The sequence below is a fragment of the Mucilaginibacter sp. UYNi724 genome (assembly GCF_054057495.1).
Genome location: NZ_JBSRZI010000002.1, coordinates 388944 through 404509, shown reverse-complemented (window position 1 = coordinate 404509; position 15566 = coordinate 388944). Strand labels below are relative to the sequence as shown.

The window sequence follows — 15566 nt, the reverse complement described above, 5'->3', positions numbered from 1 at the left end:
AGTATAAATTTTACATTTCATACCATCAGCAAATAGATACACATGTTTATCTTTAGCATTCAATCATTCCTTGTCTGATGAAAAAAACTACAAGAACTATTTCTGCTGCGTTGTGCCTGCTTGCTTTAGCCTTTGGCGCATCTGCCCAAACCTCCGGCGGCAAACTTAAACCCGAGCAGGCTATAATGGATGTGCGGCATTACACCATCGCGCTTAACTGCAATTTCGAAACCAAATCTGTTGATGGTTCAACCGTTGTAGACGTTATCATGGCGCAGCCTACCAAGGTGTTGCTGTTAGACTTGATGGACGCCTTACACGTGAGTGCCATCACCGTCAACGGTAAAGCGGAAGCATTTACACATCAGTCCGACCTGATCACCATTAACCTGAGTAAGCAATTAGCTGCCGGGAAAGCCAGTATAAAAGTAATCTATGCAGGCCAACCCCGCATCGCCAAAAACCCACCGTGGGACGATGGCTTTACCTGGACACAAGATTCTACCGGCCACAAATGGCTGGCTGTAACTGCCGAGGGTACCGGCGGCAAGATCTTCTTCCCCTGTAAAGACCATCCCAGCGACGAACCAAATGAAGGAGCAGATGTGCTGATAACCGTTCCTAAGGGTCTGGTTGTTGCAGGCCCCGGCTTGTTAAAAGGTGTGAGTAAGAATGGCACTACGGCTACTTATCACTGGCAAACCAAATACAGCATCAATAACTACAGTATTGTATTTAATGCCGGCGATTACACCGTTGTAAAAGGCAGTTATAAATCTGTTGCAGGCAATATAGTGCCTGTGCAGTTTTACGTATTAAAATATCATGTGGCTAAGGGGCCGTCATTGGTTAATATGGCTATAAAAGCCGCGCAATCAAAAGAAAGGTATTTTGGAGAGTTCCCCTGGGCTAAAGAAAAACTGGGCATCGTAGAAACCCCTCATCTGGGTATGGAGCATCAGAGCATGATCGCTTATGGCAACAAATTCAGGTACACCAAAGTTGGCGGGCAGGATTTCGATTGGCTAATGTTTCATGAGTTTGGGCATGAATGGTGGGGTAACAAAGTTACCGCCCGCGATTGGGCCGACTACTGGATCCACGAAGGGATAGATACTTATGCTGATGCCCTGCCCTATCTTGACCTGGAAGGTAAACAAGCATACATAAACCATTTTAAGCAATCTGCTTTTGGCATTGCAAACAAGCAGCCTATTGTTTTGGGTAAGGATATTGACGAAGCTTCGGCATACAACAATGATATTTATGTAAAGGGCGCATACTTTATGCATACGCTGCATTACGTAATGGGCGATAGCCTTTTCTTCCCGGCGCTTAAAGGTTTTGCAACCGACCCAAGGTTCACCTACGACCATCAAAATGTTACCGATGATGCCGAGCAGTATTTTAGCGCGGTTTATGGCAAATCGCTAAAGCCACTGTTTGATTTTTACCTGCGCACTACCAACAAGCTCGAGGTAAGCGTAAAAGCAAGGCCAAGGAACAAATACCTAATTAGCCTGCTTAACATCGGCACCGAACTTCCTGTTGATGTTACCACAGATGCGGGCACCAAACGCATGACGCTTACACCAAAAGGAATTACAGTTGAAAGCAAAACCACCCCGGTTATAGATAACGATGGCTGGTATTTGAAGAAGGTTATATTAGAATAAGTTACAGGTTTGTCATGCAGGTCGTCTATTAAAATATCGGAATCCATACACTCGCAACGACGAAGCTAAATGTTTACCCACAAAAAAGCCCTTATCAAAATTGATAAGGGCTTTTTATATTGTGTGAGTTTCTGCTATAAATTATTCTGCAGATGCTTCTTCAGCATCAGGTGCTGCGTCTTTTTTTACTTTTGGAGCTGCTGCTTTCTTAGCTTTAGGAGCTTCTTCAGCTACGTCTGCCACTGCAACAGGTGCTGCTTCTTTAGTTGCTTTTGGCTCAGCTTTAACGGCTGGTGCCGGTGCTGCATCTTCTGCAACTGGTGCTACTTCAAAAGGAACAACAGAAACGTATGAACGGTTATCTGCTTTCTTTTTGAATACTACGTTACCTGCAATTAATGCAAATAAAGTATGGTCTTTACCGATACCTACGTTAAGGCCCGGGTTATGTTTGGTACCGCGTTGGCGAACAATGATGTTACCTGCAATTGCTGGCTGACCACCGAAAATTTTGATACCTAAACGCTTGCTATGTGATTCGCGGCCGTTTCTTGAACTACCGGCCCCTTTTTTGTGTGCCATTTCTTAATTTCTTTTGTGACCCTGTGATCGAGTCGGTTAAAATTTAATTATAATGTTATACCGGTGATCTCGATCTTGGTAAATTGCTGACGGTGACCATTTTTCTTCTGGTAACCTTTTCTGCGTTTCTTTTTGAAGATAATTACTTTATCACCCTTTAAATGAGACACGATCTTAGCTGATACTTTAGCGCTTTTCAAATCAGAACCTAATTTGAAGCTACCTTCATTTTCTGCTAACAACACATTGTCAAATTCAATATTAGCGCCTTCATCCCCTTGTAAACGGTGTACAAAGATCTGCTGGTCTTTCACAACTTTAAACTGTTGCCCGGCTATACTTACTATTGCGTACATTGTTGATTAATTATTGTTTTAAATTTTGAGGTGCAAATATATGGATTAATATTTTAAGATGCAAAGCCCTATTTACTATTTCTTTGGCTTGCTTCTGCTTCGGATAATATCTTTTGAATCTCTTTGATAAGCCTTTCGTTGGCATCTTTTAATTTATCATCGCCGTTATAAGATGCATCGTACATTACCTTTTTTGTTTTTCGCTGGTAGTTAAACTGCATTACAAACCTGGGCACGTGGCCTTTAACATCTGGGTTAAGTTCGTTTGCCGGGAAATCCCAAAAACCCAGGTCGGCAGCTTTACGGTGCAGGTATAGCAGTTCATCTTTGCTAAGTTTCAAGTTTATCTTCACTAACGAATCGCGCCTGTTTGTGAATTGGTATTCGCCGGTTTTAGAATCATAAGTGTTGTTAAGCGTATCCCCATAACCATACTCAAACCGTAACGATTGAAATTCAGAAAATTTATAAGGCGCGTTCTTGATCATCATACCGTAATAGTAGAAACAGTATAAAAGAAAAGGAACAACGATGCTTGCGATGAGGAATATTTTTTTAGAACGGGTTACCATTATATATAATTAGTGATTTATTGAGTTAGTGAATTATTAATAAACTTCGATATTTAAAATTCATTATTCGACTTTCGATATTTCATTTCCGCCACTCAGCTCCCCTTCCCATTTGCTTACTACTGCGGTCGCCATTGCGTTACCTAACACGTTGGTTGCAGAGCGGCCCATATCAAGCAGCGGGTCGATACCTATTAATAGCGCAAGGCCTGCCTCCGGGATGTTAAACATGGAGATAGTACCGGCAATAACTACCAGCGATGCACGCGGCACACCGGCAATACCTTTACTGGTAAGCATTAGGATAAGCAACATGGATAATTGCTGCTCAAAGGATAAGTGGATATTATAAGACTGCGCCAGGAATAACGACGCGAAGGTCATGTACATCATAGAGCCATCCAGGTTAAACGAGTAACCCAACGGTAATACAAAGCTTACTATTTTGTTGTTACAGCCAAAGCGCTCTAGTTCCAGCAATACTTTTGGATAGGCCGCCTCACTTGTTGAGGTGCTGAAAGCGATAAGCATGGCATCTTTAATGCGGCCTACCAGGCTAAATGCCCTGCCCTGTAATACTACAGACCCTGCAAGGATAATTACCAGCCACAGTATCAATAGCGAGAAGTAAAACTCGCCTATAAATATTGCGTAGGTAGATAAAATGCCTAAGCCTTGCTTCGCGATAATAGCGGTAATGGCGCCAAATACCGCCAAAGGTGCCAGTTGCATTACATAGCCGGTTATCTTTAATATAACATGCGCAATAGCGTCCATCGCTTTGATAACTACCTCGCCTTTTTCGCCGATGGCGGCAGTACCTACACCAAAAAATAACGAGAAGATCACGATCTGCAGGATCTCGTTGTTAGCCATCGCCTCCACAAAACTCTTCGGGAACACGTGGCCTATAAAATCGCGAAGTGAAAGCGCAGTTTTTTGTATCCCTGTGGCCAAATGGCTGTCCGGCAAAGGCAAATGCATAGCCTGGCCTGGTTTAAAAAAATTTACCAATAACATTCCCAAAGCCAATGATACCAGCGTAGCGCTCAAAAACCATAGCAGCGTTTTACCACCAATACGGCCAACGGCGCTTATATCGCCCACCTTAGCAACACCAACTACAAGGGTGGTAAACACGAGCGGGGCTACGATCATTTTTATCAGGCGAAGGAAAATATCGCTTAGTATGGTAAAGCCAACAAGCTTATCTTCGCGGCTGGTGTCGGCCGCTTTGCGCAGCGTTATCTGGGCGGCGCGGTCAACCTTTAAGCTTTTGTAAACGGCAGTTGTAGTATCTTTAGCCGCCACCAATTGCTCGTCTATTGTTTTTATATTTACCTCGGCGGCACTTATCTTGGTATTAATATTGTTTATAACGGTAGCATTATAAATGTATCCGGCGATTACGCCTAATACCAGGGCTACAAAGATGTACAGGGTTAATTTGCTTTTCTGCATGTGCTTGTTTGGTGGCGTAAAACTACAAAATTTAAAACTTTAATATCAATGAGTATCACTACCTATGGCTTGCAGCAAATAAAGAAAGAGATCCAACACCTGCCGCAAGAGCAGCTGACCGAATTATGCCTGCGATTGGTACGTTACAAAAAAGAAAATAAGGAACTGCTTGCCTACCTCCTTTTTGAAGCCCATAACGAACACGATTTTATAGAGAGTATAAAGGCCGAGGCCGGATTTATGTTTAGCCAGTTGCCTGCCCAAAGTTACTTTACAGCCAAAGGCCTGCGCAAGATCTTAAAAATGCTTACCAAGTACACCAAATTTATAGGCTCTAAGCCTGCGGAGATTGAACTGTTGCTGAACTTTTGTCAGAATTACCTACAATATGTAGTTCGCCAAACATCATACAAACCAATCCGGCTGATATTAACAAGACAGATAGAAAAGGTGAAAACCTCCATCAGCAAATTGCACGAGGACCTGCAATTTGATTACAGCCAGGACTATAATAAATTTTTAGATGACGCCGGTGAAAAATTGCCTTGGTTAAATAAAAAAAGTTACCTGTTGTAACATTAATGGTGTTACTTTGTCCAACTAAAAAACTAACTGAACCAGGTGGCAGACAGAGAAGACGCTTTCCGGAAAATATACGAAGCCAATTCGAAGAAAATTTACCATTTGTGCTATGGTTATACCGGCGATGACGATGCTGCGAACGACCTGCTGCAGGAAACCTTTTTAAAAGTTTGGCAAAACCTGCACAAATTTCGTAACCAGGCGCTTATTTCTACCTGGATCTATCGCATAGCGGTAAACACCTGCCTAACCTACCTACGATCAGAAAAACGACAAGCAAAAGACGAGCTGACCCCCGCCATTGCCGAAAATAAGCCAGAGGTTTTTTCGGAAAAGAACGAGCAGGTTGCTTTGTTGTATAAATGTATCTCCAAATTGGAGGAGTCGGAAAGAATTATTATAACATTGGTGCTTGATGAAGTGCCGTACCCCGAAATAGCGGATGTTTCGGGTATATCAGAAGGGAATTTGAGGGTGAAGATCTATCGCATTAAACAAAAATTGACAGAGTTATACAATCAGCATGAAAGACTTTGATCATTTAATGACGGTTTGGCAAGCGCAGCCAAAAAAGGAGCATTTATCTGTAGATGAAGTGCTTAAGCAAGTTAAAAGCGGCGTGCGCGGTTTAACAAACCGTATATATTGGAGTATTGTGGCCATGATAGTGATAATTGCCTTTGCTTTTATCATCACACTGTTTGGCGCGTTCAATTCGTGGCTTACCACTATTGGCATCATGATAGTGTTAATTACGATGCTTATGTACCTGGCGCTTATTGTAAGGCATTACCTTATCTTGAGTAAGCGCGACGCTACCGTTAACCCTACCGAATACCTGCATAGCCTAAAAGAGTACCAGCGTAATCGCAGTAAAGTTATAGGCTGGTTCTATTATATCTACACATTACTGATAAGCGGCGGCCTTGCTCTTTACTTTGTGGAGGTATTGCAGAATGCCTCGGCTACATTTAAGGGTGTTACATACGGTTCAATCATTGTATGGTTATTGTTTACTACATTCTATTTAAAACCCAGGATGTTTAAAAACGAGGAAGAAAAGCTAAACCTTATGATTGACAGGCTTGTTCGTTTACAAGACCAGTTCGATTAAACATATGCCCCATATTTTAGAGATAAAAGCAGTTGGCCTTGCCGATGCTGCTACACTATTGGCGCTAAGTCGTAAAACCTTCTTTGATGCCTTTTTGCCCACCAACAGCCCGGCAGCCATGGAAGCGTACGCTTCAAAAGCTTTTACCCTACCCCAATTTGAAAAGGAACTTAACAACCCTGATTCGCAATTTTACTTTGCTTTAGTGAATGGCACCCCTGGCGGATACATCAAACTAAATTACAATAGTGCCCAAACAGAACTGCAAGACGCCGAAGCTGTTGAAGTGGAGCGGATCTATGTTTTAGATGAATTTCAGGGGAAACAAATAGGACAGCAACTGATAGCGTTTGCTATGGAAACAGCCGTTGAAAAGAACCTCAAATACGTATGGCTTGGTGTATGGGAACACAATACCCGGGCCATTAAATTCTATAAAAGTAAGGGCTTTGAACACTTTGGCAGCCACCAATTTATGCTTGGTGATGATGAGCAAACGGATATTTTGATGAAGAAGGCTCTGTAGGTGTGCAGATGAGAATATATGCAAATGTGCAGATTGTGTATAAATCATCCGCACGTTAATTCTATCCCTTCAAAAACGGGTTAAAAGTCCGTGCTCCTATCTCCATACCCGCGGCACGGCAAATGGTTTTATCGCCAAAACGGAAATTGATATCATCCATCGCCTGGTAAAGTTTAATGCGTTCTTCGTTATCCTCAAAAAGGTTTATCTGGTAACTGCCGGGGCAAAGGTTGCTTAGCTTCACACCAATCAGCCGGATAGGCCGGTGCTGGTTCCATGCTTTGTTAAGCAAATTTTTTATGCCGGGGATTAGGATATGTTCTGCAGCGGTGAGGGCTATTTTGGTTTGCTGGGTATGCGTTTCAAAGTTGGCGTAACGGATCTTGATAGCAAGGCAGGACGATACCTTGTTTTCGCGGCGTAGCTTTCCCGCCAATTCTTCCGTCATGCTTACCAACACATTTTCAAGGGTGCGCTTATCGTTCACATCGTTGTGGAAAGTGGTTTCTGTTGAAATTGACTTACGGTCGCCATGCGGGATAATCTCGCTATCATCAATCCCATTCGCTTTGTTGTAAATATACAATCCCATTTTGCCAAAAACCGCTTCCAGGAATTTCAGGTTTACCCGCTGCAGGTCGCCAATTTTTTCGATGCCATATTGATAAAGCTTTTGCGCGGTGCTTTCACCAAGTCCGGGGATCTTACTTATATTTAGCGGCGCTAAAAAAGCTTTCTCCTGCCCGTGTTGGATCCAAAGCTGGCCGTTAGGTTTTGCCTGGTTGGTTGCCATTTTAGCAACCGTTTTGCCCGATGCCATGCCGAAAGAAATAGGCAGCCCTGTTTCCCGGATAACTTTCTGCCGCAATTCGCAGGCAAGTTTGAACGGGTCGTGGAAACGCTCCATGCCACTTAGGTCGATATAAAACTCATCTACCGATGATTTTTGGTATAACGGCACCATATCATGGATGATCTGGGTAACCTCTCGCGAAGCCTCCGAATACCGCCCATGTGTGCCATGGATGACTATAGCTTGCGGGCACAGTTTAAGCGCCTGCCTTGTCGGCATAGCAGAGTGTACACCAAACTTACGGGCCTCATAACTGCAAGATGCCACCACGCCCCTATCTGCAGAGCCGCCTATAATTACAGGCTTACCGATAAGCGATGGGTTGAATTTCCGCTCTACAGATACGAAGAACGAATCCAGATCGATATGTACAATATGCCGCTTAGCATCCATTCACAAATATGAAAATATAATTTGAATTGCTAAAATATTTAGTAAAATTTGTATCGATAATTCACCGATATATGACTAGCTATGCCGACTATCTTTTTCTCCTTTCGCCACCAGAACCCGTTAAAGAACTTATCGGCAAATACAAAAGAGCATCGGTAAAGCATATTGGCGAATTTAAAAGTATGGCATCGCCCGCGCATATTTCGGTAATGCATATGGAGCGGCAAAAGCCCTATTATGCCGACCATACCGTATCGCAAATTGAACGGGCCATTAACATTATGCCGCCGGTTTTGCTGCATATTGATGGGTTTAAATATTTTGCCCATTTGCATAATCAATACACCATTTACGCGCACATCCGCATTACCCCGGCTGTTGATGCCTGGTTTACCCTGCTCAGAAAAAACCTGAGCATCCGCAAAACTTTGGTGCCGCATGTTACGGTAGTCAGGAATATATCCGAGGGGCATTTTAATACACTTTGGCCGTACTTTAAACATAAAAAGGTTGTGGAGCCATTCTGGATCAAAGAGCTCAAAATTGTTAAGCGCGAAACCTTCGGCGGCTCGCCTACCTGGGATTCTTTTAGAACTTTTGGGTTTAGAGGGATAAAGGGTTTGGACGAAGTAGGTGTAAAAGGAGATGCACAGAAACAGATCGATTTGTTTTGAGTGGCTTCCCATTCCTAACTAAGAACTAATCTTCCTCAAGAGATTGCTTCGCACCTTTCAATGACGCAGGCTTTTTAATTTTACCCCTCTGATTATCAACCCCTCCACTGCTAAATTTCATTTTTTAATAATTTCTTAACCTAAAATGCATCCTTTTTCTATCTTTGCGGCGGGATAAGTCTTTTACGGCCAGCTCCTCTTGAACTCCCCCAGGGTGGGAACACAGCAAGGGTAAAGAGTTGAGCGGCGCGATAAAAGTAGCTTATCCCATTTTTGTTTTTTATACTTTGCTCTCTCCTCAGCAAATGAAGGTTCCCTTCAAATTTGACATTCAACATTCATTATTCGATATTAATTAGCCGTAATCTGCCTATCTTCGCCCTTATGCTCGATATACTCATTATAGGCGGTGGCCCCATTGGTTTAGCATGCGGACTTGCAGCCCAAAAAGCTGGTCTAAGTTTTGTGATCGTCGAGAAAGGCTGCCTGGTAAATTCGCTGTACAACTACCCTTCTACCATGACGTTCTTCTCCACTTCCGAGAAATTGGAGATCGGTGGTGTGCCATTTGTAACCGTACATAATAAGCCCACCCGTAATGATGCATTGGAGTATTACCGCCGCGTTGCCCTTTCAAACAACCTGCCGCTAAATTTATTTGAGGAAGTAACAAATGTTAACCCGGTCAATGGGGGGTATGAGGTCACCACAAGCAAAGACACCTATCAGGCTAAAAAGGTAATCCTATCCACAGGCTTTTATGACATTGCTGTAAACCTGGATATCCCCGGCGAAAACCTGCCAAAGGTTAAACACTACTACCAGGACCCGCATTACTACACTTCGCAAAAAGTTGTGGTTGTTGGCAGCAGCAATTCGGCTATAGATGTGGCTTTAGAAACTTACCGTAAAGGCGCTGAGGTCACTTTAATTATCCGCGGTGCCGAAGTAAGTAGCCGGGTTAAATATTGGGTGAGGCCGGATATTATTAACCGCATTAAAGAAGGCACTATCAAAGCCTATTTTAATTCGAGCCTTGCAGAGGTGCGCCAAAACGAGGTTGATATTGATACGCCCGAAGGCAAGGTAACCATCCCCAACGATTTTGTAATGGCCATGACGGGCTACAAACCCAACTTTGATTTCTTGAAGAAGATCGGCATCCGGCTAACAGAAGATAAGTTCATCCCCACCTATAATCCCGATACAATGGAAACGAATCAACCCGGCTTGTATCTGGCAGGGGTTGTTGTAGGCGGGTTAGATACGCACCTTTGGTTTATCGAGAACTCGCGCATCCACGCGGATATGATCATCGCGGACATTGTGGCTAAGCAGTAATTTAATCTTTTAAGGCTTTCTTTGGGGCAAAATCAACCACCTCGGGGTGTTCTGCCGGATTGAACGGGTTATAATAATAACCCCGTGCCATTTTATACCATTTTATTTCTGCTTTAAGTTTATCATCTAAATTCGCCTCATTTTTATTTGCTGCTGTACTCCATGCAGCTTCTGCCAGCGCCGCTATACGCGGGAATATCAGATAATCTAATCTTTTTTGAGTACCTACAGTTTCTGTCCATAGGTTGGCTTGTATGCCAATAATATTTCCAGAGTTTAGCTCCTGTCCATTAAAGTATTTATCCGGGAAGTTGTAAACATCATGTACGGCATTAAACCTTCCCTGTAACTGATAACCGACAACTTTTGTACTATCCCATTTACGGCCGGATATATGGGTACTATCCTGCACAAAATCAAAATACATGGGCAGGCGTGGGCAAAGCACTACCTGGTAATTTTTACTCAGCGCCAGTTTAAGGCTTTGAGGCTTATTTTGCCGCCACCAAAATACTATTGTTTTATCGTGCGGAAGGTCAGTTTCAACAGCTTCATCCCAGCAAAGCACCTTGCTGCCTAACTTTATTACAGTATCTCCCATCCGCCTAAAAAAATAACGCTCAAGTTCGGATGGCGTTTTAAAGCCATGCTTTGCCATCATTTCCGTTATATCTGGCTTTTTTAACCACGCCTGAATACCAAGAAAAACTTCATCGCCGCCTAAGTGGATCATCTTAGCAGGGAAAAGGCTATTGGTTTCTTTGATAATGGTTGATAAGTATTTATACGTTTGTTCTTTTGATGGATCGAAAGTAAAGTTGGGGTAACCTGCCACACTCCCTCCGCTATATTGCGGATATGCTTTATTGGCAGCACTTGCATGACCGGGCATATCAATTTCGGGTATTACCTCTATGAAGCGCACTTTGGCGTAAGCAACAATCTCGCGAATATCGGCCTGTGTGTAATATTGGGCGGCGGCGGTACTATCGGTAAAGTTACCTATACCGCCAATGGTGGTAAGTTTTGGATATTTCCTGATCTGCAAACGCCAGCCGTGGCTATCCGTTAAATGCCAATGAAACTTGTTTAGTTTATAGCGTGCCATCATGTTAAGTAGCTGCTTTACCTTGGTCTTCCCAAAAAAATGTCGGGATTCGTCAAGCATAAAGCCACGCCATTGATAACGTGGGACATCATTTATCTCTACACCGGAGATGGTTTTTGTATTGATATTTATCAGTTGCAGCAAAGATTGTATCCCATAAAATATGCCTTCGCTATCGGCAGATTCAATATGAACCCCGCTCCCATTTACACTTAATTTATAAGATCCGTTAATGATTTGGCCTGTCGACTTTTTTAAATGGAGAAAGAAACTCGGATGCATCCCGACAGGATGTTTTATTTTTACGTTACATGTTAAGTAAATTTGTCTCTCCAGGTATTTTGCTAACGGACCTAAAGATTTATCATTATAACCAATTTGGGTTGCACTCTTCAAATCAAAATCGCTTGGGCTTTTTTTACTGTAAACAGGTTGGGGTATAATAGATTGTGCGATGCAAAAGCCAGGCATCAAAAAAAGGATGATCAGAAATCTCATTTTCATAGGCCAACTAATGTACATATTTACGGTAATAGTTGATCTGAACTAAATTAAAAATGGGTTTAAACGATTTAACGCCATTTGTCAGACCAACGGTGTATCTGTTATATTAACATTTCCTGATTGTAATGTTTTGTGGCTACAGGCAAATTATAACAGTTTTTTCTTGCATAAGTAAAATTTAATGCAATAATTTGCACAAAATTTAAAAAGTATAACACTTTACATAAAATGATCAAACAAAACATAAACAGGATGGATACCAACGCGTTTTTTGCTATGGTTGCCACTGCTTTATTTTCTTTTGTTTTATTTTTCTCTCCCACCACCCGACGACGATTGTTCATCCCACGGGTTTTAATTAGGCTATAGTCTACCCCTTCCCTGCGATAAAGAAGGCTTTTAAACTTCTTTAAACAATGTCCCTCTAATTATTATGGCTTACAGCCAATAATTTACCGGTAATTTTTACTACAATAATGACCATACAAGATTTTGACATAACCGTAGCCACTGCACAACATGCAGATTTTGCGCCTATAATATGTGATGAAATGGCAGAATCGGCCAAGGCGCGTGGTACGGGTATAGCCCAGCGTTCGCCCGAGTATGTTGCCAATAAAATGCTGGAAGGCAAAGCGGTAATTGCTTTGCACAAGGATGGCACATGGGCCGGCTTTTGCTATATCGAGACCTGGAGCCACGGCGATTTTGTTGCCAACTCGGGTTTGATCGTGAACCCTATTTATCGTAAAGCAGGTTTAGCTAAAGCCATTAAGCATAAAATATTTGAACTATCGCGCAAAAAATACCCCGAGGCTAAGCTTTTTGGATTGACCACGGGTTTGGCTGTGATGAAAATAAATTCGGAGATAGGTTACGAACCTGTTACCTATTCTGAACTTACCCAGGACGAGGATTTTTGGAAAGGCTGCCGCAGCTGCGTTAATTATGATATTTTGATGAGTAAAGACCGTAAGAACTGCATGTGCACCGCCATGCTATTCGACCCGGAAGTTGTTCAGAAACAATATGAAGAAAAAATGCAAAAGATAACGCACAAGGCCACGTTGCTTGAACGGATTGAGGCGGCATTTAAGAAGCGCTTGGAGAAAATAGTCTCTTTAAGTTAAATTGTAGAGGCGCGATACTCCGCGCCTTCGTAGAATAAATAATACATAGATGCGAAGTATCGCGTTTTTAAGAATATAAAAACATGAAACAAAAAGTAGTACTGGCATACAGCGGCGGATTAGACACCTCATTTTGCTGTATTTATTTAACACGCGATCTGGGTTACGAAGTTCACTCGGTACTTGTAAACACAGGTGGTTTTAGTGATGAAGAGCTTAAGGGCGTTGAAGAACGTGCCTACCAAATGGGCGTAACCTCTCACCACGTGGTAAACGAGACCGAAAATTTCTATAATACCTGCGTGCGCTTTTTGATATACGGTAACGTATTAAAAAATAACACCTATCCTCTTTCGGTAAGTGCCGAACGGGTTAGCCAGGCAACTGCAATTGCCAATTACGCCAAAGAAATTGGTGCCGAATTTGTTGCCCATGGCAGCACAGGCGCTGGTAACGACCAGGTGCGTTTCGATATGATCTTTAACATATTGGTGCCCGAGGTTAAGATCATTACCCCTATCCGCGACCTTAAACTAAGCCGCGAAGCAGAAATTGAATACCTGAAGAAACACAGCGTTGAAATGAACTTCGAGAAAGCGAAGTACTCAATCAACAAAGGCATCTGGGGCACATCGGTAGGTGGTAAAGAAACTTTAACCTCCAACTTAGGCCTACCCGAAGATGCGTGGCCTACACAGGTTACCGCATCCGAGCCCAAAACTTTAGAGCTTGTATTTGAGCAAGGCGAACTGGTTGGCATCGATACCGAAAAATACGACCATCCAACCAAAGCAATACAGGCATTACAAGCTATCGCACAACCTTACGGCATTGGCCGCGATATCCACGTAGGTGATACGATAATCGGTATAAAGGGACGTGTAGGTTTTGAAGCTGCCGCGCCAATGGTAATTATAAAAGCACATCATACTTTAGAGAAACATGTGCTTACCAAATGGCAGTTGTCATGGAAAGATCAATTATCTGCTTTCTATGGCAACTGGCTGCACGAAGGGCAGTTTCACGATCCTATTATGCGTAACATGGAGGCTTTCCTTACCGACACGCAAAAGAATGTGAGTGGTAAGGTGTTTGTCGAGTTACACCCGTACCGTTTCCAGGTGATCGGTATCGAGTCGGACCATGACCTGATGAGCAATAAATTTGGCAGCTACGGAGAGATGAATAATTCATGGAGCGGCGAAGATGTAAAAGGCTTCAGCAAGATATTTGGTAACCAGGTAATGATCTACCATAAAGTAAACGGACAGGAACAATAATATGGAGAACCCCATCTTTTCTAGAAGCGAATGTTTAAGCACCTATAAATGGGGCGACGATTGCTACGGCTGGAATTATGTTGATACCGATGCATTATCGATAAAACAGGAATTGATGCCGCCGGATACCGCCGAGAAAAAGCATTATCACGAAAAAGCTTCGCAGTTTTTCTTTATCCTTAAAGGCAGGGCAACATTTTCAATTGATGGAATTATAAGCGTTTTAAAACCCGAGCAGGGCATAGAAATTAAACCGGGGCAGCACCACTTTGTAAGCAATAAAGAAAGCAGCGACCTCGAATTTATCTTGTACTCATCACCATCTACAAAAAATGACAGAATCAACCTCTAAAATAAAGGCAGGCATTGTTGGCAGCGCGGGTTATACCGGCGGCGAAATGCTGCGGATCTTGATTAACCACCCCGATGTGGAAATCGTATTTGTGCATAGCAACAGTAACGCGGGCAACCACGTTTACGATGTACATACTGATCTGTTTGGCGATACTACTTTGCAATTTACCGATCAGTTAGCTTACAATATCGATTTGCTATTCTTATGTGTCGGCCATGGCGATGCTAAAAAGTTTTTAGAGGCAAACGCGATCCCGGAGCATATCAAAATAATTGACCTGAGCCAGGATTTCCGTTTAAATCAAAATTCAAAATTCAAAAGTAAAAACTTTACGTACGGTCTTCCGGAGCTAAACAGGGAAGAAATTAGATCTGCAGATAACATTGCCAACCCGGGTTGTTTTGCAACCTGTTTACAATTAGGTTTGTTACCGCTTGCAAGCAAAGGTTTGCTGGATAACGAAGTGCATATTACCGCAACCACGGGATCTACAGGTGCAGGGCAAAGCCTTTCGCCTACTTCGCACTTTACCTGGAGGAACGATAACCTGTCTGTCTACAAAGTATTTAATCACCAGCATTTGGGTGAAATAAGCCAGTCGTTAAGACAATTACAAGCTGGTTTTGATAAAGAACTTAACTTTGTGCCATACCGGGGTGGCTTTACACGTGGAATCATCGCTTCCATTTATACCGAAAGCGACCTAAGCGAAGCGGATGTTTTAAACCTTTATAAGGATTATTATGCAAGCCATCCGTTTACGCATGTAACCAATAAAGATATCGACCTTAAACAAATTGTGAATACCAACAAATGCTTTATACAGGTTAAAAAACACGATAATAAGATCTTTATTATCAGCATAATGGATAACTTACTTAAAGGCGCGAGTGGCCAGGCGGTTCAAAACATGAACATCATGTTTGGCCTGGATGAACGCGCAGGATTACGACTTAAGGCGACCGGCTTTTAAGCCGAAAGCCCCAAAGTAGAAGGTCTAAAGCGAAAAGCTTTAATTGTTCTTATAATGTGCTGAAACAAAAGCTTTGGTCTTTTAGC

At 42.6% G+C, this 15566-nt stretch carries 18 protein-coding genes and 1 other RNA gene; 12 read left to right on the top strand and 7 right to left on the bottom strand.

Annotated features, from left to right (window positions below; translation table 11 throughout):
* Window positions 1-77: 77 nt before the first annotated feature.
* Window positions 78-1676, top strand: a complete 1599-nt coding sequence (locus tag ACVW0P_RS04695) for a M1 family metallopeptidase (RefSeq protein WP_457131048.1) — start codon at window positions 78-80, stop codon at window positions 1674-1676.
* A 141-nt stretch (window positions 1677-1817) separates the two neighbouring features.
* On the opposite strand, the gene rpmA is transcribed toward ACVW0P_RS04695, so the two are convergent.
* The 4 genes from rpmA to ACVW0P_RS04675 form a co-directional block, all read right to left on the bottom strand.
* Window positions 1818-2258 (bottom strand): 50S ribosomal protein L27, encoded by a 441-nt coding sequence (gene rpmA, locus ACVW0P_RS04690; protein WP_457131047.1) that lies wholly within the window; start codon window positions 2256-2258, stop codon window positions 1818-1820.
* 47 nt (window positions 2259-2305) lie between these two features.
* Window positions 2306-2614, bottom strand: coding sequence for a 50S ribosomal protein L21 (gene rplU, locus ACVW0P_RS04685; protein WP_252757007.1), 309 nt, complete (start codon window positions 2612-2614; stop codon window positions 2306-2308).
* 68 nt (window positions 2615-2682) lie between these two features.
* Window positions 2683-3105 carry a hypothetical protein gene (locus ACVW0P_RS04680; RefSeq protein ID WP_457131046.1) on the bottom strand — a complete coding sequence of 141 codons (423 nt, stop codon included), beginning with the start codon at window positions 3103-3105 and terminating at the stop codon, window positions 2683-2685.
* 144 nt (window positions 3106-3249) lie between these two features.
* Complete coding sequence (locus ACVW0P_RS04675) at window positions 3250-4647, bottom strand: dicarboxylate/amino acid:cation symporter (protein WP_457131045.1); 1398 nt, start codon at window positions 4645-4647, stop codon at window positions 3250-3252.
* A 48-nt stretch (window positions 4648-4695) separates the two neighbouring features.
* On the opposite strand from ACVW0P_RS04675, the gene ACVW0P_RS04670 reads away from it, so the two are divergent.
* Genes ACVW0P_RS04670 through ACVW0P_RS04655 form a run of 4 tightly spaced genes read left to right on the top strand, consistent with a single transcriptional unit; the run spans window position 4696 to window position 6869 of the window.
* Window positions 4696-5223: a hypothetical protein gene (locus tag ACVW0P_RS04670; protein WP_457131044.1), complete on the top strand. Its 528-nt coding sequence runs from the start codon at window positions 4696-4698 to the stop codon at window positions 5221-5223.
* 45 nt (window positions 5224-5268) lie between these two features.
* Window positions 5269-5766: an RNA polymerase sigma factor gene (locus ACVW0P_RS04665; RefSeq protein WP_134336942.1), complete on the top strand. Its 498-nt coding sequence runs from the start codon at window positions 5269-5271 to the stop codon at window positions 5764-5766.
* Window positions 5753-6343, top strand: coding sequence for a hypothetical protein (locus tag ACVW0P_RS04660; protein ID WP_354430431.1), 591 nt, complete (start codon window positions 5753-5755; stop codon window positions 6341-6343). Before ACVW0P_RS04665 ends, ACVW0P_RS04660 begins: the two co-directional genes overlap by 14 nt.
* Window positions 6344-6347: 4 nt before the next feature.
* Window positions 6348-6869: a GNAT family N-acetyltransferase gene (locus ACVW0P_RS04655; RefSeq protein WP_457131043.1), complete on the top strand. Its 522-nt coding sequence runs from the start codon at window positions 6348-6350 to the stop codon at window positions 6867-6869.
* A 61-nt stretch (window positions 6870-6930) separates the two neighbouring features.
* On the opposite strand, the gene dinB is transcribed toward ACVW0P_RS04655, so the two are convergent.
* Complete coding sequence (dinB, locus tag ACVW0P_RS04650; RefSeq protein WP_457131042.1) at window positions 6931-8115, bottom strand: DNA polymerase IV; 1185 nt, start codon at window positions 8113-8115, stop codon at window positions 6931-6933.
* Between the two features lie 71 nt (window positions 8116-8186).
* On the opposite strand from dinB, the gene ACVW0P_RS04645 reads away from it, so the two are divergent.
* From ACVW0P_RS04645 to ACVW0P_RS04635, 3 genes are all read left to right on the top strand, one after another.
* The gene (locus ACVW0P_RS04645; protein ID WP_457131041.1) at window positions 8187-8789 is read left to right on the top strand and encodes a 2'-5' RNA ligase family protein; all 603 of its coding nucleotides are present in this window, start codon (window positions 8187-8189) and stop codon (window positions 8787-8789) included.
* Window positions 8790-8961: 172 nt separating this feature from the next.
* An RNA gene (gene ffs / locus ACVW0P_RS04640) (signal recognition particle sRNA small type) lies at window positions 8962-9060 on the top strand.
* Window positions 9061-9173: 113 nt separating this feature from the next.
* The gene (locus ACVW0P_RS04635; RefSeq protein WP_457131040.1) at window positions 9174-10130 is read left to right on the top strand and encodes a YpdA family putative bacillithiol disulfide reductase; all 957 of its coding nucleotides are present in this window, start codon (window positions 9174-9176) and stop codon (window positions 10128-10130) included.
* A gap of 1 nt (window position 10131) precedes the next feature.
* On the opposite strand, the gene ACVW0P_RS04630 is transcribed toward ACVW0P_RS04635, so the two are convergent.
* Window positions 10132-11742 carry a beta-N-acetylhexosaminidase gene (locus tag ACVW0P_RS04630; RefSeq protein WP_457131039.1) on the bottom strand — a complete coding sequence of 537 codons (1611 nt, stop codon included), beginning with the start codon at window positions 11740-11742 and terminating at the stop codon, window positions 10132-10134.
* A 101-nt stretch (window positions 11743-11843) separates the two neighbouring features.
* Window positions 11844-12086: a hypothetical protein gene (locus tag ACVW0P_RS04625; protein WP_354430419.1), complete on the bottom strand. Its 243-nt coding sequence runs from the start codon at window positions 12084-12086 to the stop codon at window positions 11844-11846.
* Window positions 12087-12218: 132 nt separating this feature from the next.
* Between ACVW0P_RS04625 and ACVW0P_RS04620 the strand changes: the two genes are divergently transcribed.
* From ACVW0P_RS04620 to argC, 4 genes are all read left to right on the top strand, one after another.
* Entirely contained in the window at window positions 12219-12872 is a 654-nt protein-coding gene (locus tag ACVW0P_RS04620) for a GNAT family N-acetyltransferase (RefSeq protein WP_457131038.1), read from the top strand.
* A gap of 83 nt (window positions 12873-12955) precedes the next feature.
* Complete coding sequence (argG, locus tag ACVW0P_RS04615) at window positions 12956-14152, top strand: argininosuccinate synthase (protein ID WP_457131037.1); 1197 nt, start codon at window positions 12956-12958, stop codon at window positions 14150-14152.
* Between the two features lies 1 nt (window position 14153).
* Window positions 14154-14504, top strand: a complete 351-nt coding sequence (locus ACVW0P_RS04610; protein ID WP_354430413.1) for a cupin domain-containing protein — start codon at window positions 14154-14156, stop codon at window positions 14502-14504.
* A complete protein-coding gene (gene argC / locus ACVW0P_RS04605) occupies window positions 14485-15480 on the top strand; it encodes an N-acetyl-gamma-glutamyl-phosphate reductase (RefSeq protein ID WP_457131036.1) in 996 nt (331 codons plus the stop codon). The genes ACVW0P_RS04610 and argC overlap by 20 nt, the downstream gene beginning before the upstream one ends.
* The last annotated feature ends 86 nt before the right edge of the window (window positions 15481-15566 follow it).

Coding starts and splice junctions, on each gene's coding strand:
- ACVW0P_RS04675 (WP_457131045.1), bottom strand. CDS start 4,647: ATGCAGAAAAGCAAATTAACCCTGTACATCTTTGTAGCCCTGGTATTA.
- ACVW0P_RS04620 (WP_457131038.1), top strand. CDS start 12,219: ATGACCATACAAGATTTTGACATAACCGTAGCCACTGCACAACATGCA.
- ACVW0P_RS04630 (WP_457131039.1), bottom strand. CDS start 11,742: ATGAAAATGAGATTTCTGATCATCCTTTTTTTGATGCCTGGCTTTTGC.
- rplU (WP_252757007.1), bottom strand. CDS start 2,614: ATGTACGCAATAGTAAGTATAGCCGGGCAACAGTTTAAAGTTGTGAAA.
- ACVW0P_RS04695 (WP_457131048.1), top strand. CDS start 78: ATGAAAAAAACTACAAGAACTATTTCTGCTGCGTTGTGCCTGCTTGCT.
- ACVW0P_RS04610 (WP_354430413.1), top strand. CDS start 14,154: ATGGAGAACCCCATCTTTTCTAGAAGCGAATGTTTAAGCACCTATAAA.
- ACVW0P_RS04645 (WP_457131041.1), top strand. CDS start 8,187: ATGACTAGCTATGCCGACTATCTTTTTCTCCTTTCGCCACCAGAACCC.
- ACVW0P_RS04680 (WP_457131046.1), bottom strand. CDS start 3,105: ATGATGATCAAGAACGCGCCTTATAAATTTTCTGAATTTCAATCGTTA.
- rpmA (WP_457131047.1), bottom strand. CDS start 2,258: ATGGCACACAAAAAAGGGGCCGGTAGTTCAAGAAACGGCCGCGAATCA.
- ACVW0P_RS04625 (WP_354430419.1), bottom strand. CDS start 12,086: ATGAACAATCGTCGTCGGGTGGTGGGAGAGAAAAATAAAACAAAAGAA.
- ACVW0P_RS04655 (WP_457131043.1), top strand. CDS start 6,348: ATGCCCCATATTTTAGAGATAAAAGCAGTTGGCCTTGCCGATGCTGCT.
- ACVW0P_RS04635 (WP_457131040.1), top strand. CDS start 9,174: ATGCTCGATATACTCATTATAGGCGGTGGCCCCATTGGTTTAGCATGC.
- ACVW0P_RS04660 (WP_354430431.1), top strand. CDS start 5,753: ATGAAAGACTTTGATCATTTAATGACGGTTTGGCAAGCGCAGCCAAAA.
- dinB (WP_457131042.1), bottom strand. CDS start 8,115: ATGGATGCTAAGCGGCATATTGTACATATCGATCTGGATTCGTTCTTC.
- argG (WP_457131037.1), top strand. CDS start 12,956: ATGAAACAAAAAGTAGTACTGGCATACAGCGGCGGATTAGACACCTCA.
- argC (WP_457131036.1), top strand. CDS start 14,485: ATGACAGAATCAACCTCTAAAATAAAGGCAGGCATTGTTGGCAGCGCG.
- ACVW0P_RS04670 (WP_457131044.1), top strand. CDS start 4,696: ATGAGTATCACTACCTATGGCTTGCAGCAAATAAAGAAAGAGATCCAA.